At 71.8% G+C, this 24,725-nt stretch carries 20 protein-coding genes; 8 read left to right on the top strand and 12 right to left on the bottom strand.

Features of this window, described 5'->3' with window-relative positions; all coding sequences use genetic code 11:
- Positions 1 to 123: 123 nt before the first annotated feature.
- Entirely contained in the window at positions 124 to 1,479 is a 1,356-nt protein-coding gene (locus tag ACFQ7Q_RS28425; protein WP_383559966.1) for a DUF5685 family protein, read from the top strand.
- A gap of 55 nt (positions 1,480 to 1,534) precedes the next feature.
- Here the strand turns inward: ACFQ7Q_RS28425 and ACFQ7Q_RS28420 are convergent, their stop codons facing one another.
- On the bottom strand, positions 1,535 to 2,401 hold the full coding sequence (locus tag ACFQ7Q_RS28420) for a GNAT family N-acetyltransferase (RefSeq protein ID WP_383559963.1): 867 nt from the start codon (positions 2,399 to 2,401) through the stop codon (positions 1,535 to 1,537).
- Between the two features lie 241 nt (positions 2,402 to 2,642).
- On the opposite strand from ACFQ7Q_RS28420, the gene ACFQ7Q_RS28415 reads away from it, so the two are divergent.
- Both ACFQ7Q_RS28415 and ACFQ7Q_RS28410 read left to right on the top strand, forming a co-directional pair.
- Positions 2,643 to 3,116 (top strand): carboxymuconolactone decarboxylase family protein, encoded by a 474-nt coding sequence (locus ACFQ7Q_RS28415; protein WP_383559962.1) that lies wholly within the window; start codon positions 2,643 to 2,645, stop codon positions 3,114 to 3,116.
- Positions 3,117 to 3,293: 177 nt separating this feature from the next.
- On the top strand, positions 3,294 to 4,217 hold the full coding sequence (locus ACFQ7Q_RS28410) for an RNA polymerase sigma-70 factor (RefSeq protein WP_383559960.1): 924 nt from the start codon (positions 3,294 to 3,296) through the stop codon (positions 4,215 to 4,217).
- A gap of 148 nt (positions 4,218 to 4,365) precedes the next feature.
- On the opposite strand, the gene ACFQ7Q_RS28405 is transcribed toward ACFQ7Q_RS28410, so the two are convergent.
- Positions 4,366 to 5,256: a 2-dehydropantoate 2-reductase gene (locus ACFQ7Q_RS28405; RefSeq protein WP_383559959.1), complete on the bottom strand. Its 891-nt coding sequence runs from the start codon at positions 5,254 to 5,256 to the stop codon at positions 4,366 to 4,368.
- 305 nt (positions 5,257 to 5,561) lie between these two features.
- Between ACFQ7Q_RS28405 and ACFQ7Q_RS28400 the strand changes: the two genes are divergently transcribed.
- Genes ACFQ7Q_RS28400 through ACFQ7Q_RS28390 form a run of 3 tightly spaced genes read left to right on the top strand, consistent with a single transcriptional unit; the run spans position 5,562 to position 8,869 of the window.
- Positions 5,562 to 6,020 carry a hypothetical protein gene (locus tag ACFQ7Q_RS28400; protein ID WP_383559958.1) on the top strand — a complete coding sequence of 153 codons (459 nt, stop codon included), beginning with the start codon at positions 5,562 to 5,564 and terminating at the stop codon, positions 6,018 to 6,020.
- 12 nt (positions 6,021 to 6,032) lie between these two features.
- Positions 6,033 to 8,276, top strand: a complete 2,244-nt coding sequence (locus tag ACFQ7Q_RS28395; RefSeq protein WP_383559957.1) for a DUF6571 family protein — start codon at positions 6,033 to 6,035, stop codon at positions 8,274 to 8,276.
- Positions 8,276 to 8,869, top strand: a complete 594-nt coding sequence (locus ACFQ7Q_RS28390; protein ID WP_383559955.1) for a hypothetical protein — start codon at positions 8,276 to 8,278, stop codon at positions 8,867 to 8,869. The genes ACFQ7Q_RS28395 and ACFQ7Q_RS28390 overlap by 1 nt, the downstream gene beginning before the upstream one ends.
- Positions 8,870 to 9,090: 221 nt before the next feature.
- Here the strand turns inward: ACFQ7Q_RS28390 and ACFQ7Q_RS28385 are convergent, their stop codons facing one another.
- From ACFQ7Q_RS28385 to ACFQ7Q_RS28340, 10 genes are all read right to left on the bottom strand, one after another.
- Entirely contained in the window at positions 9,091 to 10,125 is a 1,035-nt protein-coding gene (locus tag ACFQ7Q_RS28385; RefSeq protein WP_383559954.1) for an aldo/keto reductase, read from the bottom strand.
- A complete protein-coding gene (locus ACFQ7Q_RS28380) occupies positions 10,122 to 14,012 on the bottom strand; it encodes an ABC transporter ATP-binding protein (RefSeq protein WP_383559953.1) in 3,891 nt (1,296 codons plus the stop codon). The genes ACFQ7Q_RS28385 and ACFQ7Q_RS28380 overlap by 4 nt, the downstream gene beginning before the upstream one ends.
- Positions 14,009 to 15,448, bottom strand: a complete 1,440-nt coding sequence (locus tag ACFQ7Q_RS28375) for an LLM class flavin-dependent oxidoreductase (protein WP_383559951.1) — start codon at positions 15,446 to 15,448, stop codon at positions 14,009 to 14,011. Before ACFQ7Q_RS28375 ends, ACFQ7Q_RS28380 begins: the two co-directional genes overlap by 4 nt.
- Positions 15,432 to 16,241 (bottom strand): ABC transporter ATP-binding protein, encoded by an 810-nt coding sequence (locus ACFQ7Q_RS28370; protein ID WP_383559950.1) that lies wholly within the window; start codon positions 16,239 to 16,241, stop codon positions 15,432 to 15,434. The genes ACFQ7Q_RS28375 and ACFQ7Q_RS28370 overlap by 17 nt, the downstream gene beginning before the upstream one ends.
- Positions 16,217 to 17,155: an ABC transporter permease gene (locus ACFQ7Q_RS28365; protein ID WP_383559949.1), complete on the bottom strand. Its 939-nt coding sequence runs from the start codon at positions 17,153 to 17,155 to the stop codon at positions 16,217 to 16,219. The genes ACFQ7Q_RS28370 and ACFQ7Q_RS28365 overlap by 25 nt, the downstream gene beginning before the upstream one ends.
- Positions 17,152 to 18,216 carry an ABC transporter substrate-binding protein gene (locus tag ACFQ7Q_RS28360; protein WP_383559947.1) on the bottom strand — a complete coding sequence of 355 codons (1,065 nt, stop codon included), beginning with the start codon at positions 18,214 to 18,216 and terminating at the stop codon, positions 17,152 to 17,154. Before ACFQ7Q_RS28360 ends, ACFQ7Q_RS28365 begins: the two co-directional genes overlap by 4 nt.
- A 60-nt stretch (positions 18,217 to 18,276) precedes the next feature.
- Entirely contained in the window at positions 18,277 to 18,780 is a 504-nt protein-coding gene (locus tag ACFQ7Q_RS28355) for a flavin reductase family protein (protein ID WP_383559945.1), read from the bottom strand.
- A gap of 399 nt (positions 18,781 to 19,179) precedes the next feature.
- Positions 19,180 to 20,301, bottom strand: a complete 1,122-nt coding sequence (locus ACFQ7Q_RS28350; protein WP_383559944.1) for an ROK family protein — start codon at positions 20,299 to 20,301, stop codon at positions 19,180 to 19,182.
- 618 nt (positions 20,302 to 20,919) lie between these two features.
- Entirely contained in the window at positions 20,920 to 21,048 is a 129-nt protein-coding gene (locus tag ACFQ7Q_RS28345; RefSeq protein ID WP_383559942.1) for a hypothetical protein, read from the bottom strand.
- Between the two features lie 336 nt (positions 21,049 to 21,384).
- Positions 21,385 to 21,582: a hypothetical protein gene (locus ACFQ7Q_RS28340; protein WP_383559941.1), complete on the bottom strand. Its 198-nt coding sequence runs from the start codon at positions 21,580 to 21,582 to the stop codon at positions 21,385 to 21,387.
- Between the two features lie 259 nt (positions 21,583 to 21,841).
- Between ACFQ7Q_RS28340 and ACFQ7Q_RS28335 the strand changes: the two genes are divergently transcribed.
- Together ACFQ7Q_RS28335 and ACFQ7Q_RS28330 are read left to right on the top strand one after the other, a co-directional pair.
- Positions 21,842 to 22,930, top strand: coding sequence for a hypothetical protein (locus ACFQ7Q_RS28335; protein ID WP_383559940.1), 1,089 nt, complete (start codon positions 21,842 to 21,844; stop codon positions 22,928 to 22,930).
- 55 nt (positions 22,931 to 22,985) lie between these two features.
- Positions 22,986 to 24,668: an Ig-like domain-containing protein gene (locus ACFQ7Q_RS28330; protein WP_383559939.1), complete on the top strand. Its 1,683-nt coding sequence runs from the start codon at positions 22,986 to 22,988 to the stop codon at positions 24,666 to 24,668.
- The last annotated feature ends 57 nt before the right edge of the window (positions 24,669 to 24,725 follow it).

Here is a 24,725-nt window from a genome sequence, read left to right as displayed (position 1 = left end):
CGGCCGCGCGTGATGTCACATGCGGTCGACGTCGCGCGCGGTCCTGCCTCATGTGCAGTCGTGCGTCCGTGAGCCGTCCGACTGGAGGTGTCGGGGTAGCTGTTTCTACGGGGGAGAACTTCGGTGTTCGGAATCATCAGGCCATGCCGTCATCGCCTGGGCGAGGGCTTGCGTACCGAGTGGATGGCGCATCTGTGCGGGCTGTGCCTGGCGTTGCGCAGCGAGTACGGGCAGTTCGCGAGGGTTGCGACCAACTACGACGGCCTGATCGTCTCGGTGCTGACCGAAGCGCAGTCGGTGCGGACCGGGGACTGGAGGCGAGGCGCCGGACCGTGCCCGCTGCGCGGAATGCGGTCGGCGGACGTGGCGCAGGGTGAGGGCGCGCGGCTGGCGGCGACGGTGTCGCTGGTGCTGGCAGCGGCGAAGATACGTGACCATGTGGCCGACGGGGACGGCCTGTTCGGGCGGCGCCCTGTGACGCTGGCGGCACGCCGGATCGCCCACGGCTGGGACCGTGCGGGCGCCGCAGGCGGTGAACGCCTCGGCTTCGACACCGCGGTGCTGCTCGGGGCGGTGGAGCGCCAGCCGGAGATCGAGCGGACGACCGTCACCGGTGGCTCGCTGCTGACGGTCACGGAGCCCACGGAGACGGCGACCGCGGCCGCCTTCGCACACACCGCGGTGCTCACGGGCCGCCCGGCCAACGCCGAACCGCTCGCCGAGGCGGGCCGCCTGTTCGGTCGGCTGGCGCATCTGCTGGACGCGGTCGAGGACCTGGACTCGGATGAGGCGTCCGGCGCGTGGAATCCGATCGCCGTGACAGGCGCGGACCGAGCCGAGGTGCGCCGACTCTGCGACGACGCCGTCCACGGCATCCGACTCGCCCTGAACGAGGCCGTGTTCGTCGACGGACGGCTGGTACGGACGCTTCTGGGCGGCGAGTTGGAGCGCGCCGTCGATCGGGTCTTCGACCCTCGGCATCGTCACCATCAGCACCACCGAGTCCAGGCGCGGGGGCTGCGCATGCTGCCCTGGCTGGGACGCCGTACGGCGACGGAATCGTCCTCCGAGACCGGCACGGACGCTGCGTGCGGCGTCGGGGCGCTTGCGGGCGGGGCGACGGCGTCCAGCCGGCCACCTGAAGGACAGTGCCGACGGTGTCACGAGTGGCGCCGGTTGTGCGGCGATTGCAGGCTGTGCCTCAACTGCTGCCGCTGTAACGATGACGCCGGCCAGGATGACGGTGAGCCCGTGCAGTTCGGCGACGGCAACCGCGGCGGCGGTTCGAGCCGGGACGGCTCCGGGGGCGACGGCTGGTTCGGCGGCGGTACCGGCGGCGGCAACTCCGACGGTTCCGGCGGTGGTTATGGCGGCGGTTCCGGCGGCGGCCACGGCTCCGGTGGCTCCGGTGGTTCCGGCGGCGGCTGCGGCGGTGGCTGCTGCAACCCGTGCAAGTGCTGCTGCGATTGCTGCGACTGAACGACGGATGAGCCGGGCGGACCGGCCCGGCTCATCCATCGGGCGGCCCCCGCCCTCAGGCGTCCCGGCATCGATCTCGGACCTCGGGGCGTGGCTGGAAGCCGGCTGACGCGTAGGTTGCGACAGCGCCGGTATTGGAGCTCGGGGTGCAGACGATCGCGCTCGACGAGCCCAGCTCCCGGAGTGCGGCCGCGGCGGCGACGGTGATGGCCTCGCCGTATCCGAGACGGCGGTGTTCCCGGTGCACGCCCATGGGTTCGAGCAACCCGGGCCTACCCGGACCGGCCGACCACACCGTCACCGCCGCCACCGCGTCTCTCTGGTCGTTGTACGCCATCAGACTCCGGGCATCGGTGTACGGCAAGCCGGCCGCCATCGCGTGCCAGTGCTCGTCCGTGAATCGTGACCCGTCGAATGCTGCCCGATGTACGGCGGCGAACACGTGCGCCTGCTCCGGCCCGACGACCTCGATCCGTACGTCCGACTCCTTCACCGGCTCCGTGAGGTCGCATCGCAGCGGCCTCCATGGTTCGTCGAGGTTCCAACCGTCCTCGGACAGCAGATCGTGGACCAGTGCACCCATCGGCGCCTCGATGTACGCCTTCCCTCCGGGCAGCACGCCGCGCTCCGGCTCCGTCACGTCTTCGACCAACTGCCGCGCCAGTTCCTCGTCCCGCTGAGCGTCGGGCGCGATCGTCAGCCGCAACAGCCCGGGACCGTCCAACAGTCCGATGGCGAGGATCCGTCCGTCCCGGCGCCACGTCCTGACAGCCGAGGCAGTCGCATCCGCACCCGACCGCCAGAACCAGCCCAGGTCCCCCGGATGCAGCTGCATCGGCGCCCCGTCGTGCTGCCACTCCCGCAGCTCGCCCACAGCCTCGCTCAGCCCGTCGGCCCCCGGCTTGCCCAACGTCATCGACATACCCCCGATCACACACGACGGCACCGCGCCGCGCACCCGGTTTCCGGACGGCCGGCGTGGTGCGAGTTCGGAGACATGGCGGTCGGCCCACTGATCCGGGCCCGACGAGGCAGCGACTCGGCCTGTGCCATGCCCGAACCCGGACAGTGGAGAGACGCGGGTCACACCGCGTCATGTCACAGGAGTGAGGGCCGCCTCGTCTCGGGAGGTGAAGGCACCGACGAACGTGGAGGAGCACACGATGGACGCACGATTGAACTACTTCGCCAACCCGACCGCCGGCAAGGCCCTCAAGCACTTCATGGCGGCCGGCCGGGAGCTGAAGGCGTTGCCGCTGTCAGCCACGACGCAGGAGTTGGTGGCGCTGCGCGTGAGCCAGATCAACGGCTGCGCGGTCTGCATCGACATGCACACCAAGGACGCCGCCGCGGCCGGCGAGAGCCCGGTGCGGCTGAACCTGATCGCGGCCTGGCGGGAGGCGACGGTCTTCACGGAGGCCGAACGCGCCGCGCTCGGGTTGGCGGAGCAGGGGACCCGGGTCGCGGACGCGGCCGCCGGGGTCGGCGACGAGGTGTGGGAGCGCGCTGCCCGGCACTATGACGAGGAGCAGCTCACGGCCCTCGTGCTGCTGGTCTCGTTCATGAACGCGGTGAACCGGCTGAACATCATCACCCGGCAGCCGGCCGGGGACTACGAGGTCGGCCAGTTCCATTGACCCGCCACCGCACCCGGGACCGGGTCGGGCCTGCCCGACCCGGGGCGACATGATCAAGGCCGTCAGGCCGTTCGCGGTGCGAGCGTCGTCCGCTCCGCCGGCACATCAGATGATCTTCGACAGATGCCTCGTCGGCGCGGGTCCGGCCGGGCACTCGGACCGCAAGGGGGAGTCGGCGTGGGCAAGGTCGAGGAGTTCGAGGAGCTGCGGCCGCTGCTGTTCTCGATCGCGTACCGGATCCTGGGCAGCGTGGGGGAGGCGGAGGACGCGGTGCAGGAGACCTGGCTCCGCTACGACGCCTCGACCACCCGACCGGTGTCGGTCAAGGCGTTCCTGTCGGCCACGGTGACCCGGATCGCCATCGACGTGCTGCGCTCCGCCCGGGTACGTCGGGAGGAGTACGTCGGACCGTGGCTGCCCGAGCCGCTGCTGGACGATCCGTACGAGGATCCGGCCCGCGCGGCGGAGCTGGCCGACTCGGTGTCGATGGCGGCGCTGCTGCTCCTGGAGCGGCTCAGCCCGCTGGAGCGGTCGGTGTTCGTGCTGCGGGAGGTCTTCGCCTTCGGCTTCGACGAGATCGCCGCGGCGGTGGGACGCTCGGAGGCGGCGTGCCGGCAGCTGCTCGTACGGGCACGCCGCCACATGAACGAGGGACGGCCCCGGTTCGAAGCGGACCGCCAGGAGCGGCAGGAGCTGGCGAGGCGGTTCTTCGAGGCTCTGGCGCAGGGAGACGTGGACGGACTGCGGAGTCTGCTGTCGGCCGACGTCCAGCTCGTCGGGGACGGCGGTGGCAAGGCCCCGCAACTGGCCCGGGCCGTCGCCGGCGCCGAGAACGTGTCCAGGCTGCTCGCCGCCGTCTACCCGCTGATGGCGCGGGTCGACATCACGTTCGAGCGGCACGAGGTCAACGGCCAGCCGGGCGCGCTCTTCCGTGATCGCGACGGCAAGGTCCTCCACATCCTCGCCCTCGACGTGCTCGACGGGCAGATCCGGACCATCCGCTCGGTCATCAACCCCGACAAGCTCGGTCACCTCGGGCCGGTCGCCGACGCCTGGGCCGTCGATCAGGAAGTGAAGCAGACCCGCAAGCGGTCGAAGTGACCCCAACCAGCCTGGCAGGGCGGAGGATTGCTCACCTCGCACAGGGAGGCGGTAGGAGGGCAGGGTGATGCCGTGGTCAATCACGAGCGGGAGTACGCACCTCGGGATCGGCCGGACGGCTCCCAGCCCTGTGGCTGGTGGCGCTTGATCACGTCCCTGATGCGCTGACCGCCTCCAGCAGAGCGGTGACAGTCTCGTTGTGCGGGGTGGGGATGCCCAGACGGGCACCCGCGCGGACGACAGCGCCGTTGCGAGCGTCGTATTCCAGTGGGCGGCCGGCCAGGCGGTCCCACAGCATGCTGCTGCCGGACTCCGCCGGCATCGCTCGCAGCCGGGCGATGACCTGATCGGCCAGGTCATCGGGAAGGTTCGCGCCTGAAGCGGTGGCGACCCGCCGCGCCTCCTCCACCAGCGCGCGGCCCAACTGCGCGACGCGCGGATTGTCGAAGACCGGCATGCGGTTCATCGTCAGAGCGGTGATGGCGCCGTTGGCCGCGTTCATGCACAGCTTCTCCCAGGCGGCACTCACGAAGTCGTCGGTCAGGGCCACGGTGATGCCACTGCCCTGGCACAGAGCGGCGAACTCCACGCCGTCGTCGCCCTTGGGGACCACGACCCTCGGGCGGTTGAACAGCCGGATGCAGCCGCGCCGCGGCGACTCGGCGGAGATCTCCACCACGGCCGGAAGCACGCGGGCCGCCGCGCCCAGAAGCGGTGCGACACGCTCACGATGCTCGACGCCGTTCTGCAGCACCACGACTCGGGTGCCGGCGGCGCAAAGCCGCTCCAGCCACGGCTTCGCTCCCGCCGTCTGGTGGGCCTTGGTCGCCAGCACCACCCACTCGACCGCAGACGCCTGGGCAGGGTCGAGGACCTCCGGAATCGACACCTTCTCGACTGTGCCGTCGGGCCGGTCGATCTGTAGCGCACCCAGTGGGGAGCGCACGCATGCGGTCACCTCCAGCCGCCCGGTCGAAGCCAGGCCCGCGGCCACGACGCCCCCCACCGCACCCACACCGACCATCGCAACACGTGTCATGAACGCCGAGCCTACCCACGAGTAGGGACGGGCGCTGCTGCTCCTCGGGTTCCGCGAGGACGACAACAGAAGGGCATGGGCTCGGGGCGCTTGCGCGGAGTGGCGGCCCGGTTGGGCCGCGGTCGCTACCGGCCTCCCCCGGGCCGAAAGATGGGTGTCGGCACCTATGGAAGCTCCGATCATGATCGACAAGGCTGGCTCCGTGAACGGCCCCCCGGACCCGGGGGGCCGACGCGCGTTCCCGGGCCGCGTGGGCAGCGCGGCGCGATGGGGCGGTTCTTTCGATCGGACACGGGGGTGTCGAGATGTCGTTCGACGATGAGTGGGCCGTGGAGAAGGCGGCGGTCGCCATGCGACTGAACAAGGCAGACAGCACGGGAGGTTCGACGCCCGCCAAGGGATCGGCGGACTACGTGGTCGAGGACGACGAGCTGGGGGACATCGGCCATGCCGCGTACGGACTCTTCAGCGGGCTGGAGGCGGGCGGCAAGCATGCCGGTGCGGCGAGCGAGACCGCCGGTACGAGCCTGAAGGGCGACGGCTTCGACTGCGGTGCCGCCCTCACCGAGGTGAACCAGACCTGGGAGACACAGGTGAAGACCCTGCTCCAGGGCTGCGCCCATATCTCCAACCACCTGAACCACACGAAGAAGTCCCGCGAGGCCGACGACGTCTGGATCCAGGCTCAGCTGCGCCACTTCGCCCCGGTACCCGGGCAGGACGGTGCCGTCCCGGCCTCGCAGATCAACAAGTACTTCCGATAGGGAGCCGCCACCGTGCCCACTTTCGAGCAGCTCCTCAACGCCAAGTTCGGCCCGCTCGACACCGCTGCCACCCAGTGGACCGAGCTGATCACCAAGCTGACCGGGCTCCAGACCGACGCCAAGGCCATGAAGTCCAAGGCCGACAAGTCCACCTGGAAGGGCGAGAACGCCGGCGTCACCAAGGAGTTCGTCACCAAGACGGCCAAGGAGTTCAGCGACGCCGTCACCGAGGCCGAGTCCGTACGCGACCTCCTCAAGGACGCCAAGACTCTGCTCAAGACCGCGCAGGACGACCTCAAGGCCGCCTATGAGAACCCGCCGCCGGGAATCACCATCTACCCCAACGGGGTGCTCAGTCACCGGGTCCACCCCGACCGCCGCTCCAAGGACAGCACCGAACCCGTCGCCACGGAGGCGCAGTTCGAGGCCCTGCGTCAGAAGCTGGAAGGCATCGTCCAACGGGCCGCCGAAGCGGACGAGCTGTGCGCCTGGGGCCTGCGCGCCCTGATCAAGAACCACCCCAACGACTTCGGCAGCACCGACCTCGGCGGCGTCGCCGACGCCAAGAGGATGCGCGCGGAGGAGCAGCGGCAGGCCGAGAACGGCCGCGAGGCCGCCAAGCTCTACGCCCGCTGGGAGCACCTCGACGACAAGGAGCGCGAGCGGCTGCTGACGTTGGCCGAGGGCGGCAAGGACTCCCCGGCCTTCGCCGAGCAGCTGATGACGAACCTCGGCTACCGGGGCCGCGACCAGCAGGAGGCCGTGCTGCTGCTCGCCGGCAGCCTGGAGGCGGGCGGGCGCGACGGCCAGCTCTCCAGCACTGACGCCCGCCTCTACAAAGCCCTGTCCGGCTCGCTCGCCACCGCCACCGGTCCCGACTCGACGATCGGCTCTCCCGGCGGCGTCAGCTCGGCCTGGACCGACAAGCTCATCACCACGGCCCGCGACGGCAACGGCCTCTCCGACCGGCACCCCGGCCACATCGGAGGCGGCGCGGCGAGCCTGAAGGATCTCACCGACCTGATGGCCGCCGACGCCGGCGACAAGGCGTACGACCCGAACGACAAGAACGCCGCCCCCTACGACAAGGACAAGGGCGACCCGGTCTACAGCGAGGCCTTCCTCAAGGAGATGGGCGACACGATCCGTGAGTGGGAGACGAACGACGACGACGCCTACGACGGGTACATGAAGAACTGGCAGGGCACGCAGGAGGACCCGATGAAGGGTCTGATGAACGCGATGAGCCGCAACCCCTCAGCCGCCACCCACTACTTCGACCCGAACACCACGGACAACCTCGAGTACTTCCTCGAGGACAGGGACTGGCCGGGCGGAGACGTCGAGTCCAGGATGCCCGAGGAGACGCAGCGCACCTCGGCCCGCACCGAGTTCGGCGCCGCCCTGGAAGCCGCGGCCACCGGCCGTGAGCCCGGCAGCCCACTCCACGGCGTCCCCGCCCACCACGACGGGGCGGAGACCGCGATCTTCGAGCGGATCGTCAAGGAGTACACGGGCGAGGACGCGTCGAAGAACCAGAGCGCCGTGCCGGTATCCATGCGGTCGAGCCTGGGCAACATGATCGGGGACTACGCCTCGGACGTGCACCAGATCCTCGGCAAGAACATGGACGGGCCGACCGACTTCAACGACCTCGAGATCGAGCGGGGTGACCTCACCCGTCTCATACGCGGCGTCGCAGAGGACCCCAAGGCGTTCGGCGTCATCCACCATGCGCAGACCGTGGTGATCTCCGAAGGGCTCGACCGCTTCCCCGAGGGCTCGTACCGCAAGGAAGACCCCGAGCTGCGTGCCTGGGTCAAGCAGTCGTCGTCGGTGCTCGGCCACCTCGACGGCGTGCGCGGCGATGTCATCTACGACCTCGGCCAGGCGCAGAAGGACGCCAACGGCTGGAACAAGATGATGAACTACCACGTGATCGGCGCGCCTCTGACGGCCATTCCGATCGTCGGCGACGCGATCCAGCGCTCCGTGGACGTCGGCACGGCCACGTACATGAACGACCTGAACGCCAAGGTGGACGCGGACACCCGCAAGAACATGGTCGATCACTTCGAGAACGGTGAGCAGCAGATGTACGCCATGATGCGCAGGATGGCGACGGAGAAGGGCCTCGACCCGGAGAGGGACCTGGACGCGAGCCCGGGCGAGTACGAGGACGGTCTCCAGCCGACCGCCGAGCAGTGGTACAAGAACGGCATCCAGGACGCCGCGATGAAGATGGGCCAGCCGTAGTGGTGAAGAAGAAGTATCTCGTGCTGCCCGCCGTGCTCGTCGTCGCGGCGGCCGTCGTCGCCGCGATCCAGCTCTGGCCCAGCCCGCTCACGGACCTCCGCGCGCGGAATCTCTGCCTCGGCATGCTCACGGAGAAGACCGCGGGTCTTCTGCAGGACGGCAAGGGCGGGGAGGTGGAGGTCGACGAGGACGGATCGGGCGACTCGGGCACCGGCGCCACGACGTCGGCGGATCCCGTCTTCTCCACCATCTGCTTCGTCGGGCGCAAGAACCCCGAGGGCTCCGGAGCGCGGCTTCAGTACACCCTGGACGCACGGCCCGCGGAAGAGCTCGACGAACCCGCGAAGGGGGCCGTCCCGGTCGGGGACGGCCGGTCCGGATGGGTGGGCCCGCGACAGAGCGAGGTCCGGCTGCCGGCCGGATGCGCGACGAAGATGGAGACGAACTCTCCGCACGTCACGGTCACCCTCAAGGTCTCGCCCACCGTCCTCGTCGGACGGAACTGGGACGACGCGTCCCTGATCAAGGACTCGCGCACGGTGATTCTCGAGGCCGTCGACAACCTGGCCGAGCAGTACGACTGCGCTGCCTGACACCGCCGGCCCCGCTGCGGACGGCGCCCACCACTGGTCCCGCTGCGAACGGCGCCCGGCGCAGGCCCGATGCGGGACCGCGCCCGGCGCACGCTCCGATGCCGGCGGTGCCCACCGCACGCTCCGTCGCGCACCGCACCCACCGCACGCTCCGTTACGGACCGCGCCCCGCGCTTGCCCGGTACGGACCGCGCCCCCGCCGGGCGCGGTCCGTGCCGGTGTCAGTGGCCGCGGCGGCGCAGGTCCGGTTCCGTGAGCGACGGGGGGACGTAGCCCGCGTCGCGCGCGGAGAGGTTGGTGCCCGGGGGCACGATCTTGTCGATCCGGTCGAGGACGTCCTGGCTCAGCCGGACCGTGTCCGCGCCGAGCTGGCTCTCCAACTGCTCGAACGTACGCGGGCCGATGATGGCCGACGTGACCGCCGGGTGTTCGAGGACGAAGGCGAGCGCGAGCTGGACCAGCGTCAGGCCCGCCTCCTCCGCGAGCTGCGCGAGAGCCTCCGCCGCGTCGAGCTTCGCCGTGTTCTCCGGGGACGCGATGTCGAAGCGCTCGGCCTGGCGGTCCGCGCGGCTGGAGCGCGGCTGCTCCGCCCCCTTGCGGTAGCGGCCGGACAGCCAGCCGCCCGCCAGCGGGCTCCAGGCGAGCACACCGAGTCCGTACCGCTGGGCGACCGGCAGCACCTCGCGTTCGATGCCCCGGGCGAGCAGCGAGTACGGCGGCTGCTCCGCGACCACCCGCTCCCGCCCCCTCCGTTCGGCGATCCACTGCCCTTCGACGATCGCCGACGGCTCGAACGTCGACGTCCCGATGTAGCGGATCTTCCCCTGGCGCACCAGATCCGTGAGGGCGCCGAGCGTCTCGTCGAAGTCGGTGTCCGGCTCCGGCCGGTGGACCTGGTAGAGGTCGATCCAGTCGGTACCCAGGCGCCGCAGGCTGTTCTCGACCTCCCGGATGATCCAACGGCGCGAGTTGCCCCGCTCGTTGGGGTCCTCCCCGAGACTGCCGTGGAACTTGGTGGCGAGCACCACGTCGTCCCGGCGGCCACCGGCCAGCGCCTTGCCGACGATCGTCTCCGACTCGCCCGCGGAGTAGACGTCGGCCGTGTCGACGAAGTTGATGCCCGCGTCGAGGGCCCGTCGGATGATGCGCACCGAGTCCTCGTGGTCGCGGTTGCCCCGCTCTCCGAACATCATCGTCCCCAGGCACAGCGGGCTGACCTTCACGCCCGTACGGCCCAGACTGCGGTACTGCGTCATCGTGCACTCTCCTGCATCAGGTGATCGGCGGGGTGTGGATCGGTGGGTACGGTGTGTGCCGAGCCGTCCCGGAAGGCGTCCCAGAGCCGGCGGTAGGGACCGTCCGCGGCGAGCAGCTCCTCGTGCGTGCCCGTCTCGGCGATCCTGCCGCCGTCGAGGACCACGACACGGTCGGCACGCGCGGCGGTGGTGAGCCGGTGCGCCACGACGACGGTCGTACGACGACGGGTCAGCGCGGAGGTCGCGGCGGTCACCCGCCGTTCGGTCGCCAGGTCGAGCGAGGCCGTGGCCTCGTCCAGCAACAGCACGTCGGGATCGACGAGTTCGGCACGTGCCAGGGCGATCAGCTGACGCTGGCCCGCGGACAGGTTCCTGCCGCGCTCGCCGACCTGCTGCAGATAGCCCCGGGGCAGCGCCGCGACCATGTCGTGCGCGCCGACGGCCCGCGCCGCCGCCTCGACATCGGCGTCCGCGGCGTCGGGACGCCCGTAGGCGATGGCGTCACGCACGGTGCCACTGAAGAGGTGGGGCTCCTGGGGGACCACGCCGAGCCGGCGCCGGTAGCCCGTCAGGTCGAGCTCGCGCAGGTCGTCCCCGTCCACGCGGACGTGACCCGAGGACGGATCGTAGAAGCGGGCGAGGAGCTTCACGACCGTGGACTTCCCCGCTCCCGTCGTGCCGACCAGCGCGACGGTCTCTCCCGGAGCGACCCGCAGCCGCAGGTCGCTCAGCACCTCACGGCCTCCGGGGTACGCGAAGGACACGCCGTCGAACTCGAGGGCGCCGCGCAGCCGGTCGACCCGGCGTGGCCGGGCCGCGCCGGGGGTGCCGGTCGGCGTCCGCATGAGGGTCCGCAGCCTGGAGAGGCCGATGACCGCCTGCTGGTAGCCGTCGAACACCTGCGACAGCTGCTGGATCGGGGCGAAGAACAGCTCCACGTACAGCAGGAACGCGATGAGCGTGCCCGCCGTGAGCTCCCCGGCCGTCACCCTGCCCGCGCCGACGGCCAGGACCGTGGCCGCGGACAGCGTGCCGAGGAACTCCACGAACGGGAAGAAGACGCCCATGTACCGCTGCGCGCGGAGCCGCGAGTCCCGGAACTCGCCCGCGAGCCGCGCGAAGTGCCGGGCGTTGTGATCCTCCCGGCGGAAAGCCTGGGTGACGCGGATCGTGGCGACGTTCTCCTGCAGGGCGGCGTTGACGATGCTGACGCGCTCGCGGGCATCACGGTAGGCGGGCACGGAGTGGTGGCGGAACACGGCCGTCGCGACGGCCAGCACCGGGACCGCTGCGACGAGGACGAGGGCGAGGCCCGCGTCGATCACGAGCAGGGCGGCCAGCACGCCCACCACGGTCAGCCCGCTGACCACGGCCGTGATGAGTCCCGTCTGCATGAACGTGGACAGGGCGTCCACGTCCGTGGTCATCCGGGTCATGATCCGGCCGCCCAGCTCGCGCTCGTAGTAGTCGAGCCCGAGCCGCTGCAGCTGGGCGAAGGTCTTGACCCGCAGCGTGTACAGCAGCCGCTCGCCGGTCCTGCCCGTCGTACGCACCTGCAGGACGCCGACGGCCCAGTTGGCCGCCACCACGACGGCGGCGGCGGCCGCGGCCGCCAGCAGAGCGCCTCCGGCGCCCTGCGCCACCCCGCCGTCGACCCCGTGCCTGACCAGCACCGGTACGGCGATCTGGGCGAGCGCGTCCAGCGCGACCAGGAGCAGCCCGATCAGCAACGGAGCGCGGAAGGGGCGCAGCAGCCGCCCCAGGCCGAGGTCCGGCTCGGCGGCGGAGGCCACCTCCACCGGCAGCCCCGGATCGGCCTTGGGCATCGGAAGCCGGGCGAGCCCGGCGAGCACCTCGGGGTTCGGCGGGGCGGAGCCGAGCAGCCCGCCGCCGCCCGGCGCGCCACGGCCCGGTCCGGACGTCGCCGCCGCCTCCGCGAACGCCTGAGCGGCACGGACCGAGGCCTCGCCGACCTCGTCGTCGGACGCGTCGTCCAGGTCCCGACGCCAGAGCGCGGCCGTGACGTCGGTGACGGCGGGGGAGTCGGAGGGGCCGACGGCGGAGGCGTCCTCCACCGGCCCGGACGTCTGGTCCGGAGCGGACAGCAGGGAGCGCAACAGCGCCGAGCGGGACCGCAGTTCGTCGAGCGTCCCGGTGTCGACGATCCGTCCCGCGTCCAGGACGGCGATCCGGTCCGCCAGCTCCAGGGTGGAGCGCCGATGCGCCACGATCAGCGTCGTCGGCTGCCGCGCCGCCGTCCGCAGGGCGTCGTGGATCTCCGCCTCCACCCGGGTGTCGATCGCCGACGTGGCGTCGTCGAGGACGAGCACGTCGGGCTCGCACAGCAGCGCCCTGGCCAGGGCGATCCGTTGCCGCTGCCCGCCGGAGAGCGTGAGCCCCTGTTCGCCGACGACCGTGTCGTACCCGTGCGGCAGCCGCTCGATGAACTCGTCGGCGCGGGCGAGGCGGGCGGCCGCACGGACCCGCTCGTCCCCGGCGTCGGGCAGCCCGTACGCGATGTTGGCCCGTACGGTGTCGGAGAGCAGCAGCGACTCCTCGAACACGAACCCGATCCGGGAGCGCAGGGAGTCCAGGGACAGCTCGCGCACATCGTGGCCGCCGACCCGGACGCGGCCGCCGGCCACGTCGTAGAAGCGGGGGAGCAGCGCGGCCGCCGTCGACTTCCCGGAGCCCGCGAGGCCGATGAGGGCGACGGTCTCACCGGGCCGGATGTCCAGTGAGAAGCCACGCAGGAGCGGATCCCCGTCGCCGTAACCGAAGGTGACGTCCTCCCAGGAGACGGCCGGTGGACCGGGCGGCAGCTTCACCGGATTTGGTGCCTCGGCCAGTCCGGGCGTCTCGTCGATGACCTCCATGACGCGGACGGCGCCCGCGCGGGCGGGCTGCCAGACGGTGAGAAGGGTGGCCAGCTGCCGCACCGGGGTGACGAACGAGCCGAGGTACGTCGTGAAGGCGAGGAACGTGCCCAGTGAGATGCGGCCGTCCAGGGCCATCCAGCCGCCGAGCGCGAGGACGGCGACCTGCCCGAGGGCCGGTACGGCCTGCAGCGCGGGGTTGTACCGGCTGGTGTAGCGCACCACCCGCATACGGGAGGCGAAGAGCCGGCGCGCACGGCCGTCCAGCCCCGCCAGCTCCCGCTCTTCCTGACCGAACCCCTTCACCACGCGCACACCGGTGACCGTCGCCTCCACGGCGGAGGCGACCTCGGCCGCCTCCTGCTGGGCATGCCAGTTCGCCGGGAAGAGGTCGCGACGGCTGCGGTACGCGATCAGCCAGAGCAGCGGCCCCACGACCAGGGCCACGGCGGTCAGCAGCGGGGACAGCAGCCCCATGAGGACCACGGAGGTCAGGAACATGAGCACGTTGCCCGTGAGGTTCGGCAGGAACTGCAGCAGCGTCTGGATCAGGGTGATGTCCGAGATGGAGCGGCTCACCGCCTGCCCGGTGCGCAGCTCGTCCTGCTTGGACCCGCCGAGCCGGACGAGCGAGGCGAAGGCGTCGTTGCGCAGGTCGTACTGGACCCCGAGCGACACGCGGCCCGAGCGGTAGCGCCGGGTGAAGCTCGCACCGAAGCGGACGGCGCCGAGGGAGACCAGCAGGGCGAGCCACGGCGTCAGCGACCGGGCCGTCCCCGCGGAGACGGCATCGACGACATGGCGCAGGACGAGCGGGAGCGCCGCGGTGGCCACGGCGGCGACGACCGCGGCACCGTAGGCGAGGGCGAGATCACGGCGGTGACGCAGGCAGTAGCCGAGGAGCCGCCGTGCCCAGCCGGCCGGCCGGGGCCCGCCGGGGCCGGCCGCCGTGATGGCGACCGGCCCCGACGGGGTGTCCTCCTGCGATGCCCGTGGGGGACAACCGGTCACCGTGCGTCCACCAGCGCGGAGGGGGAGAGACCGCCGTCCGCAGCCGCGGAGACAGCGGCGTCGCCATCGGACGCCGGCGAGTCGAAGAACCGGTTGGCCGGGCGGGCCAGGCCGTAGTGCGCGCGCAGAGTCGTGCCGCTGTACTCGGTGCGGAACAGGTCGCGCTCCTGGAGGATCGGCACCACCCGGTCGACGAACCGCTCCAGGCCCGAGGGCAGCACCGCCGGCATGATGTTGAACCCGTCCGCCGCCCCGCTCTCGTACCAGTGCTCGATCGTGTCGGCGACCTGCTCCGCGGTCCCGGCGAAGGTGCGGTGTCCGCGGCCGCCGCCGAGCCGCCCGATGAGCTGCCGTACCGTCAGGCGCTCGCGGCGGGCGAGATCCACGATGAGGGTGTAGCGGCTCTTGGCTCCCTCGATCTCGTCCTCGGTGGGAATGTCCTCGGGCAGCTCGCTGTCGAGGTCGAGGTCCTCCGGCGCGATCCGCAGCTTCTGCGCGAGCTGACGCTTGGCGTACTCGGGTGCGATCAGCCGGTCGAGCTCCGCGTCCAGCTCCCGTGCCTCGGCCTCCGTGTCGCCGATGACCGGCACGATTCCCGGAAGGATCTTGATTCCGTCGGGGTCGCGGCCGAAGGCCACCGCGCGCTGCTTGACGTCCTTGTAGAACGCGATGCCGTCCTCCAGGGTCTGCTGCGCGGTGAACACAGCCTCCGCGTAGCGCGCCGCGAACTCCTTCCCGTCCTCGCTGGATCCGGCCTGGACGAGCAGCGGATGGCCCTGGGGCGAACGCTGGACGTTCAGCGGCCCGTCGACGCGGAAGTAGGCGCCGCGGTGGTCGATGCGCCGCACCCGGTCCGCCAGGGCGTGCACACCGCGCTCCTTGTCGCCGACGACGGCGTCGTCCGCCCAGCTGTCCCACAGCTTGGTGGCCACGTCGACGAACTCGGCCGCGCGTACGTAGCGTTCGTGGTGGAGGGGGGTGTCGTCGAGGCCGAAGTTGCGGGCCGCCTCGGCGCCCGCCGTGGTGACGATGTTCCAGCCGGCCCGCCCACCGGACACATGGTCCAGCGAGGCGAAGCGCCGAGCGAGGTTGAAGGGTTCGTTGTAGCTGGTCGAGGCGGTCGCGATCAGTCCGATCCGGCTGGTGACCGCGGCGAGCGCGGTCAGCAGGACGGTCGGCTCCAGCTTGCTCGAAGGCCGCCGTCCCGGGTCGCCGTAGAGGACCGGGCTGTCGGCGAGGAAGACCGAGTCCAATTTGCCGCGTTCGGCGATCCTCGCCAGGTTCTGGTAGTGCGCGATGTCGGTGCCACCCTGCGCCGGGCTCTCGGGCAGCCGCCAGGCGGCCTCGTGGTGCCCCACCGACATCAGGAACGCGTTGAGGTGGAGGTGCTTGCGGACGGGCGTGCCGGCCGACGTGCGATCAGGCGTGCGGGACATGGGACTTCTCCTTCGGGGAGTCGTGCGGGGGAGCGGACGGCGTCGTCACGCCGAGCGCGGCGAGCAGGGCGTCCCGGTACTCCTGGAACCGGGGGTCGCGTCGGCTGCGGGGCGTGGGCAGATCGACCGCGATGTCCAGCGAGATCAGACCGTCCTCCAGGACCAGCACCCGGTCGGCCAGCTCGACGGCTTCGTCGACGTCATGGGTGACCAGCAGCACGGCCGGCCGGTGGCGCTCGTAGAGTTCGCGCAGCAGACCGTGCATCTTGATCCGGGTCAGGGCGTCGAGCGCGCCGAACGGCTCGTCCGCGAGGAGCAGTTCGGGATCGTGGACCAGGGCGCGGGCGAGCGCGGCACGCTGCTGCTCCCCGCCGGAGAGCTCGTGCGGCCAGGACCGGTCGCGTCCCGCGAGCCCGACCTCCTCCAGAGCGGTCAGTCCCCGCTCCCGGGCGCCGGGGCCGGTCAGCCCGAGCACCACGTTGTCCAGCACACGCAGCCAGGGCAGCAGGCGCGAGTCCTGGAAGGACAGCGACACCCGGTCGGGTACGACGAGTTCGCCCGAGCCCTCGACACCGTGGTCCAGCCGTGCCACGGCGCGCAGCAGCGTCGACTTGCCCGACCCGCTGCGCCCGAGCAGGGCGGTGAACTCGCCGGGCGCCAGGTCCAGATCGACGTCCCTGAGCACGGCCCGCTCCCCGAACCGGCGGACGAGTCGCCGGGTGCGGACGGCCGGTGGTGCCGGGTGCTTCGGCGGTCGTACCGCCTCGGTCAGCCCGCCAGTGTGCGTCGCCACGAGAGGGCCCTCCTCTCGATGGCGCGGACGAGGGCGTCGGAGGCGAAGCCGAAGACTCCGTACGCCACAAGACCCACGATGATCACGTCGGACTGTGCGTACTGCTGGGCCTGGAACATCATGTAGCCGATGCCGCTGGTCGCGTTGATCTGCTCGACGACGATCAGGCCGAGCCACGACGAGGTCACGCCCAGGCGCAGCCCCACGAAGAACCCGGGCAGGGAGCCGGGGATCACGACCTTCCGTACGAACCTCCATCGGCTCAGCCGAAGGACCTCGGCGAGCTCCACATGGCGGCTGTCGATGCCGGTCAGCGAGGCGTACGTGTTGATGTACATGTTCACGGCCACGCCGAGCGCGATCACCGTGACCTTCATGTCCTCGCCGATGCCGAGCCAGAGGATCAGCAGCGGCAGCATCGCCAGCGACGGGATGGCCCGCTTGATCTGCAGAGGCCCGTCGACGAGGTACTCGCCCGTGCGGCTGAGGCCCGCCACGACGGCCAGGGCGACGCCGGAGACCACACCGAAGAAGAGGCCGAGGCCCGCGCGCTGCAGGGAGATCAGCACATTCCCCTGGAGCCGGCCGTCCGCCACCAGCTCGACGGCGGTGGAGACCACGCTCCCGGGGCCGGACAGGATCCGCGGGTCGAGCACCCCGGCGGCCGAGGCGCCCCACCAGGCGGCGATGAGCAACGCCGGACCCAGCAGCCGGCCGAACGCAACCGGCCGGCCCGGACCGAGCCGTCGTCGCCTCCCGCCGCCGTTCCTGCCCGTCCTGTCGCCGGCGCCCGGCGGGGAGCCCCCTCCGCTCGTCTTCGCGGGGGCGATCTCCGCGGTCACGTCGTCCGTACGGGGCCCGTCGGCCACCGCGATTCCCCGGGAGGTACGTGCGGGGGTCAGCGCCTCGGTCATGTCCCCTCCCGGTACTGGGCGTCGACGGCCCGCGCCGCCAGACCTTCGAAACGTCGGTCGAAGAGCTGCTCGACGTCGAACCGGGGCACGAAGCCGCCCTCGGCCAGCAGCTCGGCGGTCTCCTGCTCCCAGCTGATCGCCTCGTCCCAACGCTCCGGGAAGTGCGGCTTGTTGAGCGAGGCCACGATCCGCTTGCCGTCCTCGCGGCTGACGCCCTGGTCCTTGACGTAGTACGCGTCGATCCAGCGGTTCGTGTTCTCCCACGCCCACACCGAACCCCGCGCCCACAGCGGGACGAAGCTACGGACCGCCGCCGCCTTCGCGGGATCGTCGAGGACCTCCGACGGGGCCCACAACACCGTCAGCAGGTCGACGACGTCGGTACGGACGTCGCGTGCGCCGTCCTTCGCGTACTGGGCCAGGTACTTGGTCAGCGTCGGTTCGCCCAGCGGCGCGACGTCGACCTGCTTCGACTGCAGGGCGGTCAGGAACTGGGTGCTCGGCAGAGCCACCAGCCGGACGTCCTTGGGAGATATCCCGGCCTTCTTCAGGGCACGCAGGACGACGACCCCCTGGGCCTGGCCCTGCGAGAACGCGACCTTCCTGCCCCGGAAGTCCTCCACCCGTGCGATGGGCGAGCCGGGGGCGGTGGCGAAGACGTACGTCGGCTTGCGGCGCAGCTGAACCGCGACGATGCGGGCCGACACCCCGATGGCATGGGCCTGGATCGGCGGAATTCCGGCATTGGTCGCCAGGTCGATGGAACGCGCCCGGAATCCCTGGATGATGTCCGGACCCGCGGAGAGGTTCGGCCATTCGGAGACCTTGAACGGGAGTTCTTTCAGCAGGCCCGACTCGGCGAACTGAATCCGCGACGTTCGTACGGCGACGGAAAGCGAGGTGTTCGGAGGAGGAGGAGCGGTGGAAAGGGCTTTGACGGAGGCGGATCGGGTAGTGGGATCGGGCGGCGGAGCGCATCCGGCGATGCCGAGGGCCGCACCACCGGCGAGCGCGAGAAAGCCTCTTCGACCCAGACGGGGATAGGCGGGGGTGGGTGACATGAATGATCCTGTTCCGAAGCGGTCCGGCGAGGGCGAGTGGGATGCCGGACAAGGGGTGGGTCAGAGGGAGAGGTAGCCGCCGTCGTGGAAGAGCAGGGGGCGCCGCCCCGGTTCCTGCCACGCGTCGAGCACACGGGCCACGACGATCCGGTGGTCACCCGCGGGCACGAGGTCCTCGATGCCGACCCGGAGCCAGCCGGCCACGCCGGCGAGGACCGGCTCGCCCTCGGGGAGACGGCGCCAGGCGGTGGGCGCGGCGAAGCGGTCGATGCCGCTCGTCGCGAACCTCCTGGCCAGCGGCTCCTGATCGGACCCGAGGAAGTGGACGACGGCGGTACGGGCCTGTTCGACGTGCGGCCAGGACGACGACTTCGTGGCGACGGCGAAGGAGATGAGCGGAGGAGTCAGGGACAGTGAGGTGAGGGAGGTCGCGGTGAAGCCGACCGGCCCGCGGCCGGAATCGGCGGTGACCACGACGACCCCCGCGGGGTAGGCGCGGAACGCCTGCTTGAAGCGGTCGGGGGCGAGGTCCGTCGCGAGGTGCGAGGACAAGGAGACGGACACATTTCCTCCATGGCGAAGAAGCGCGGGGCGGAATGGAGCGTTGATGGGGATCGGGCCGGCCGCACAAGGGCAGGGAGCAGCGGCCGCGCGAAGGAAGCGAAAGAAGATGCGGGAGATCGGCCGTGAGTCCCTGGGGGTGGATCAGGCCGCATTCATGCGAAGGGGCGGGAGAGCGTCAACAGCTCTTTCCGGCGAGGAATGCGTCCGCGCAGCCGGATCCCGGAACGGAGAGCGGCAGGGGACGACAGCGACGTGCCGGGGTGGGCACGAACCGATGAATCCGTCGCTGGCTGCTCATGAATCCATTTTCCGATCCGTGCTCCGGCCCGGTCAACAATGCAACTCGCTGAATTAAGTCGGACCTTCGGGTGCGGGGCCGCCGACCCCGCACCCCGTCGGTCAGGAGACGGCCGGCAGCGCCGGCCAGGGGCCGAGCGGATCGTCGTAGAGCGCCCCCAGCGCCACCGCCGGCCCGGCTGTCGCCAGTACGGATCCGGTGAACGAGCTGGGTACGACGCGGTGCTCGGGGTCGTCGCACACCCACGACCGGTCGGCCACCTCGGCCCGGAGCGTGGCGAGGCACTCGGGCAGTCGGCCCGCCCCGGGCTCGACCACGATCAGCACCTCGGGGTCGAACATGTCCAGAAGCACGGCGGCCGCCCGCCCCACGAGACGAGCACGGCGCAGGAACAGCTCCCCGGCCGTCGGGTCCCCCGCCAACGCCCGTTCCAGCAAGGCGGGGAAGGACGACACCGAGAGGCCCGCCGCCACGGCCCGCCGCACCATCTCGGGCTCCGACACCTCGGACTGGAGGCACCCCGGGACACCGCACACGCACGACGAGGCGCCGTCGCCGGCGGCGCCGACCGGGAGATGGGCGACGTTCCCCGCTCCCGAGCGCGGCCCCTGATGCACGGCGCCGCCCGACACGAACGCCGCGTCCACGACGGCGCCCACGAAGAGCAGCACCGCGCTCGCGCGGGTGGCGCTCCGTCCCACGAGCTGCTCCGCCCGTGCCAACGCCCGGGCATGGCTGTCGACATGAACGGGAAGCCCGGTCCCCTCGGCGAGCACACTGCGTACCGCCACATCACGCCAGCCGAGCTGCGGGTGCCGCACCACCACGCCGGCCTCGGGATCGACCCAATGCCCGGTCGCCGCCCCCAGGGCGAGCACGGTCCTGCCCGCGCCGTGCGCCGCCACCAGGCCGGGCAGACGCCGCGTCAGATCGCCCAGTACCCGCCCCGGTTCCGTCGCCCGGTGCGGCCGCCGCTCCTCGGCGACGATCCGACCGCGCAGATCCATCAGCGACAACGTCGTGTGCGTGACGGCGATATGGACGCCCGCGACCAGGAAGCGGCCGCCGTCGACCTCCAGAGGGACATGCGGGCGGCCCAGGCCGCGCGGACCCGCGGTCTCCTGCCCCTCACGGATCAGACCGCGGCTCAGCAGCACACCACAGTGGCCGCTCACCGCCGCGGGGGAGAGCCCGGTCAACCGGGCCACGGTGCTGCGTGCCACCGGCCCGTGGTCGAGGATGGCCCCCATCACCGCCCCGGCCCCCGACGCACGCCGGGTGGCCGGTGGTGCGGGCGGGATGTCCGAGCGCCGTGGCGGCGCGGAACGTCGAGGTGCGGTCGGCGGTGAACTCTCCACGAGGGGGCCTTCCCGGTCCTGTGCTGTGGCGCGGACGGTCGACGCCGGCGGCCGAACAGGCAGACCGGTGCCGTCGGGGCGGTCCGGTGGTGATCACCCGGAACGCCTCTTCAGTGGGTACGCGACGGCGCTGCGAGAGCAGGAAGGGGAGTCCCGCCCAGGGGTCGACTCCCGGACAGAGAAGGGACAGCGGGCTCCGCGCCCACGCCGTGGTTCAGGACCACTGACACGCGGCGGAGCACACACGCTTCAGGTCGACATGACCTCGAGTCGTCAGAAGCGCGGATCGGTGCATGGCGCGCAACATAACCGTGCGCGCACAAGTCGGTCAAACGTCTGCCCGCATCATGGACGCCCGGTTCCGAGGAGCGGGACGGGGTCGTCGGCCGGGCCGAGTCGGCATGCGGCGAGGGCGTGGCCACCGGATGGTGACCACGCCCCGTACGGAACCCCGAGTTCCCGGACGCCGTCGACGCTCCCCGCTCAGCAGTTACGGATGGACCAGACAGGCGTCCAGTCGTAGATGAAGGGCGTGTTCTCCGGCAGGACGAAGTCCAGTACCTGGCCGTTCTGGCCGTAGAAGAACGCGGCGGCACCGATCTGGTTGTTCACCGCCTGGCCCCCTGCCGTTCCAGTGGGACAGGGAGTAGAGGCTGCACCGGTAGAGGAAGAAGACCTTGTACTTCCCCACCACCGGGTCCCACACCCCGACGCACAGGTTCCCCGCCTGGCACTCGACGGGGTTGCCCGACGTGGTGTGCACGTAGTCCGCCCAGGGAGAGACCGTCGGGGAGACGGCCGCCACCGCCCGCGACGACGGTGAGCCCGCGCGCTCGGGTGCCGGCGGCATGATCATGGTGTGGCCGCCGCCCTCGCGCGGCGCGTCCGAGGCGGCCTGGGCGGGGCCGGCGGCGAACGCGGAGACCAGCACCCACAGGAAGGCGCCGGTCAGGTGTTGTTGCCCCCGTTGTGCCAGGCGCCCCTGCCCCAGCACACGAACCAGCTCGTCGAGGTGTAGATCCAGCCGATCACCGGGCACGCCGAGATGAAACTGGCGCAGCCGTACAGCGGGGCCCCGGCGCGATTGCCGCACACCCAGTCACTCGGCCATGTGCGCTTGGTCCAGGCGTCGTAGTGGCTGACCACCTGCCCCCGTCCACCGCGGCCCTCGCCTGGCTGAGGACCAACCGCACCGAGCCGGTCGTCCAGGCCGTCGTGGGGGCGGCCAGGTGCTTCGGATCGGCGCAGGGCCGGGCCGCGAGGCCGGCCACTCAAGACCTCGCACATGTCAGGTCTCAGTCCGCAAACACCTCATAGATGCGAAGAGAATCCACTGCTACGGTACGCAGCTGCCGCCCACCGCACTGGGCAGCACCCCCTGCGGAGATCCGAGGAGATGGATCCCATGCACCCTGTCTTCACCCGTCGTCGTCGCCCGATGGGCCGCGCTCTCGCCCTCGTGGCGGGAGCCACGCTCGCCGTGACCGTCCCGTTCGTCGCGTACGCCAATTCCGTCGGCGTCACGGTCCGTACGCCCGGAGCCACCGCCGGCCCCGCGTCCACGTTCGCCGAGATCACCACCGATGCCGCCTGCTCGAGCGGCCTGATCTCCGGCGGCGGCATCAGCCAGACCATCGGCACCGGCACCTCCTCCAACGGCAACAAGATCAACGGCACCGTGCCCAGCCCGAACGGAAGCACCGAGTACCTCGGTTCCGCCGGGGTCGTCGGCACCGACGTCACCCACTGGCTCGGCATCGGCGGCAGCGGAGGAGCGGTCAACGCCTCCTTCTCCAGCACCCCGTACGCCATGTGCTTCACCAGCAGCCTCGTCAACCACACCCAGGTGGTGATGAACAAGCTCGCCGGACCCACCAGCAGCGGAACCGTCGGCCTCGTCACCGCCATCTGCCCCGCCAACACCCGCCTGCTCGGCGGCGGCGCCCGCATCACCCCCGCGAGCGTCGGCAGCCTCAAGCCGATCGCGTCCTTCCCGACCTTCGACGACTCCGCCCACGGCTTCGGCCAGAAGGCCGCCGCCAACGGCGAGACCGACCCCGACTCCTGGAGCGCGGTCGGCTGGAACGGCGGCGGGGGCAACAGCAACAACACCACGTACGCGTACGCCATCTGCAGCGGCAACGGCAGCGACGTCGGCGGGGTCTCGGTCACCGTCCGGCACACCTCCGTGAGCGGTCCCACCGCCGCCACCAGCGGGCAGACGGCGACCGTCGGCTGCGGCGAAGGAGACGGCACGCTGGTCAGCGGTGGCGCCGCGATCAGCGGCGGCAGCCTCACCACCACCGACTTCACGGGACCGGGCTCCGTCGGCGACCACCTCAACGGCAGCTACCCCAGCACCTCCGGCGCCGTGCCCGTCGGCGACGGAACGACCACGGCCGCGTACTGGACCGCCGACGCCCACACCGGCGGCGGCAGCTCCCCGAACACGTACACCGACGCCTGGGCGCTGTGCGCGGACGACGGCATCTGAACCCGTACGTCGTCTCCCCACGCCCCCGTTCCCGACTCGGCAGAAGAACTGACACATGAACACATCCCGCACCGCGCGGACCCCAGCCCTGGTTCTGGCCGGCGCCGCCGTGCTCGTCGCCGCCGCCCTTCACCCACCCACCGCGACCGCAGCCGCGGCCGAACCCCTCTGTGGAACGACGGGTGTCGTCACCACGGAGCCCGGAGCCGGATGCGCCTGGACCGCACCGGGCACCGACACCTTCACCGTCCCGGCCGGTGTCAGCTCCCTGACCGTGGAGCTGTTCGGCGCCGAGGGCGGCAGCGCAGCCGGATACGTCACCCCCAACCCGCCCAACACCGGTGCCCCCGGCGGTCGCGGGGGCCGTACCCGTGCCACCGTGGCCGTCACCCCCGGCCAGGTCCTCCAGCTCACCGTGGGCGCCGCGGGCATCCCCGGCAGCTCCAGACGAGGGGAGTACGCCCGACCCGGAGGGTACGGCCACGGCGCGGGCGGAGGCGGCGCGCACGGGGGAGGTGGCTCCGGCGGCGGGGCCTCCGATCTCCGGGTCGGTGCCTTCGGGCCGACCGAGCGGATCCTGGTCGCCGGAGGGGGCGGCGGCGCCGGAAACGGCGGGCCCGAACTGCGCGGCGGCGCCGGCGGTGGCCCGGCGGGTGAGCCCGGCGGCCAGGCCGCCGGGCCCGAGGGCTCCGGCATCGCCGGCGGTGGCGCGACCCAGACCGCCCATGGCACCGGCAGCCCCAACTCCCGGCTGGGAGGCCCCGGTTCCCCCGGTGGCGCCACCGACCCCAACACCGGCCTGCCCAACCCGGGCAGCGGCGGCGCCGGAGGCAACGGCGGGCGCGGTGGCAACGGCGGCGGGGGCGGGGGCGGCGGCTGGTTCGGCGGCGGCGGAGGCTCCGGGGGAGGCAACCCCGACAACCTGCCGGGCGCCGGAGGAGGCGGCGGCAGCGGCTACGCCGCCCCCCTCACCACCGGAGCGGAGCTGACCGCCGGCGTCAACCAGGGCAGTGGCCGGGCCCTCCTCACCTGGCGCTACGACACCACCCTCGCGCTCGCCGCGGACACCGCCACCCCGCTGTACGGACACGCCACCACCCTCACCGCGGAGGTCACCGCCTCCGCCGGCGGTACCCCGACCGGCAGCGTCGTCTTCCTCGACGGCGACGCGCCGCTCGGCACCGCGCCCCTCACGGACGGGCAGGCGGTATGGCGCACGCCGGTCCTGCGGCCGGGCAGCCACGCGATCACCGCGCGGTACGAGGGCGACCCGCTGTACGGCGCGAGCGGCAGTCCCCAACCGGTCGGCGTCACCGTCGGGTTCAGCCGCCCCTGCCTGACGGGACACCACACGGGCCCGCTGACGGTGAGCGCGGGCGAGTCGCTCTGCCTCGCGGCGGGAGCCCGCCAGTCCGGCCCGGTGCGGATCGAGTCCGGCGGCGCGCTGGCGGCCTCGAACGCCGTCGTCACCGGACCGTTCTCCGCCGACGGCGCCCGCGCGCTGTCGCTGTGCGGCGTGCGTGTCATCGGCCCGCTGACCGTTCGCGGGACCACCGGCCCGGTCGCCCTCTGCGAAGGAGGATCGATCACCGGTCCGGTCACCTTCGAGTCCAACGAGGGCGGCACCACGGTGTCCGGCAGCACCATCACCGGCTCCTTGAGGTGCGAGGGCAACATCCCCGCCCCCGAACTGACGGGCGTCACCGTGAGCGGTCCGCGCTTCGGCCAATGCCGCTGACGGCCGGGGACCGACCGAGGTGAACGCCGGCGCGGGCCGGGGCCTACGGCCCCGGCC

This window comes from Streptomyces sp. NPDC056527 (assembly GCF_042794475.1).
Taxonomy (GTDB): Bacteria; Actinomycetota; Actinomycetes; order Streptomycetales; family Streptomycetaceae; genus Streptomyces.
This window is presented reverse-complemented; position numbering and strand designations above follow the sequence as displayed.

Bases quoted from the DNA above. Each gene is read 5' to 3' on its own strand.
- ACFQ7Q_RS28405 (WP_383559959.1), bottom strand. From the start codon at position 5,256: ATGACACGTGTTGCGATGGTCGGTGTGGGTGCGGTGGGGGGCGTCGTG.
- ACFQ7Q_RS28365 (WP_383559949.1), bottom strand. From the start codon at position 17,155: ATGACCGAGGCGCTGACCCCCGCACGTACCTCCCGGGGAATCGCGGTG.
- ACFQ7Q_RS28400 (WP_383559958.1), top strand. From the start codon at position 5,562: ATGTCGTTCGACGATGAGTGGGCCGTGGAGAAGGCGGCGGTCGCCATG.
- ACFQ7Q_RS28335 (WP_383559940.1), top strand. From the start codon at position 21,842: ATGCACCCTGTCTTCACCCGTCGTCGTCGCCCGATGGGCCGCGCTCTC.
- ACFQ7Q_RS28385 (WP_383559954.1), bottom strand. From the start codon at position 10,125: ATGACGCAGTACCGCAGTCTGGGCCGTACGGGCGTGAAGGTCAGCCCG.
- ACFQ7Q_RS28360 (WP_383559947.1), bottom strand. From the start codon at position 18,216: ATGTCACCCACCCCCGCCTATCCCCGTCTGGGTCGAAGAGGCTTTCTC.
- ACFQ7Q_RS28375 (WP_383559951.1), bottom strand. From the start codon at position 15,448: ATGTCCCGCACGCCTGATCGCACGTCGGCCGGCACGCCCGTCCGCAAG.
- ACFQ7Q_RS28415 (WP_383559962.1), top strand. From the start codon at position 2,643: ATGGACGCACGATTGAACTACTTCGCCAACCCGACCGCCGGCAAGGCC.
- ACFQ7Q_RS28420 (WP_383559963.1), bottom strand. From the start codon at position 2,401: ATGTCGATGACGTTGGGCAAGCCGGGGGCCGACGGGCTGAGCGAGGCT.
- ACFQ7Q_RS28330 (WP_383559939.1), top strand. From the start codon at position 22,986: ATGAACACATCCCGCACCGCGCGGACCCCAGCCCTGGTTCTGGCCGGC.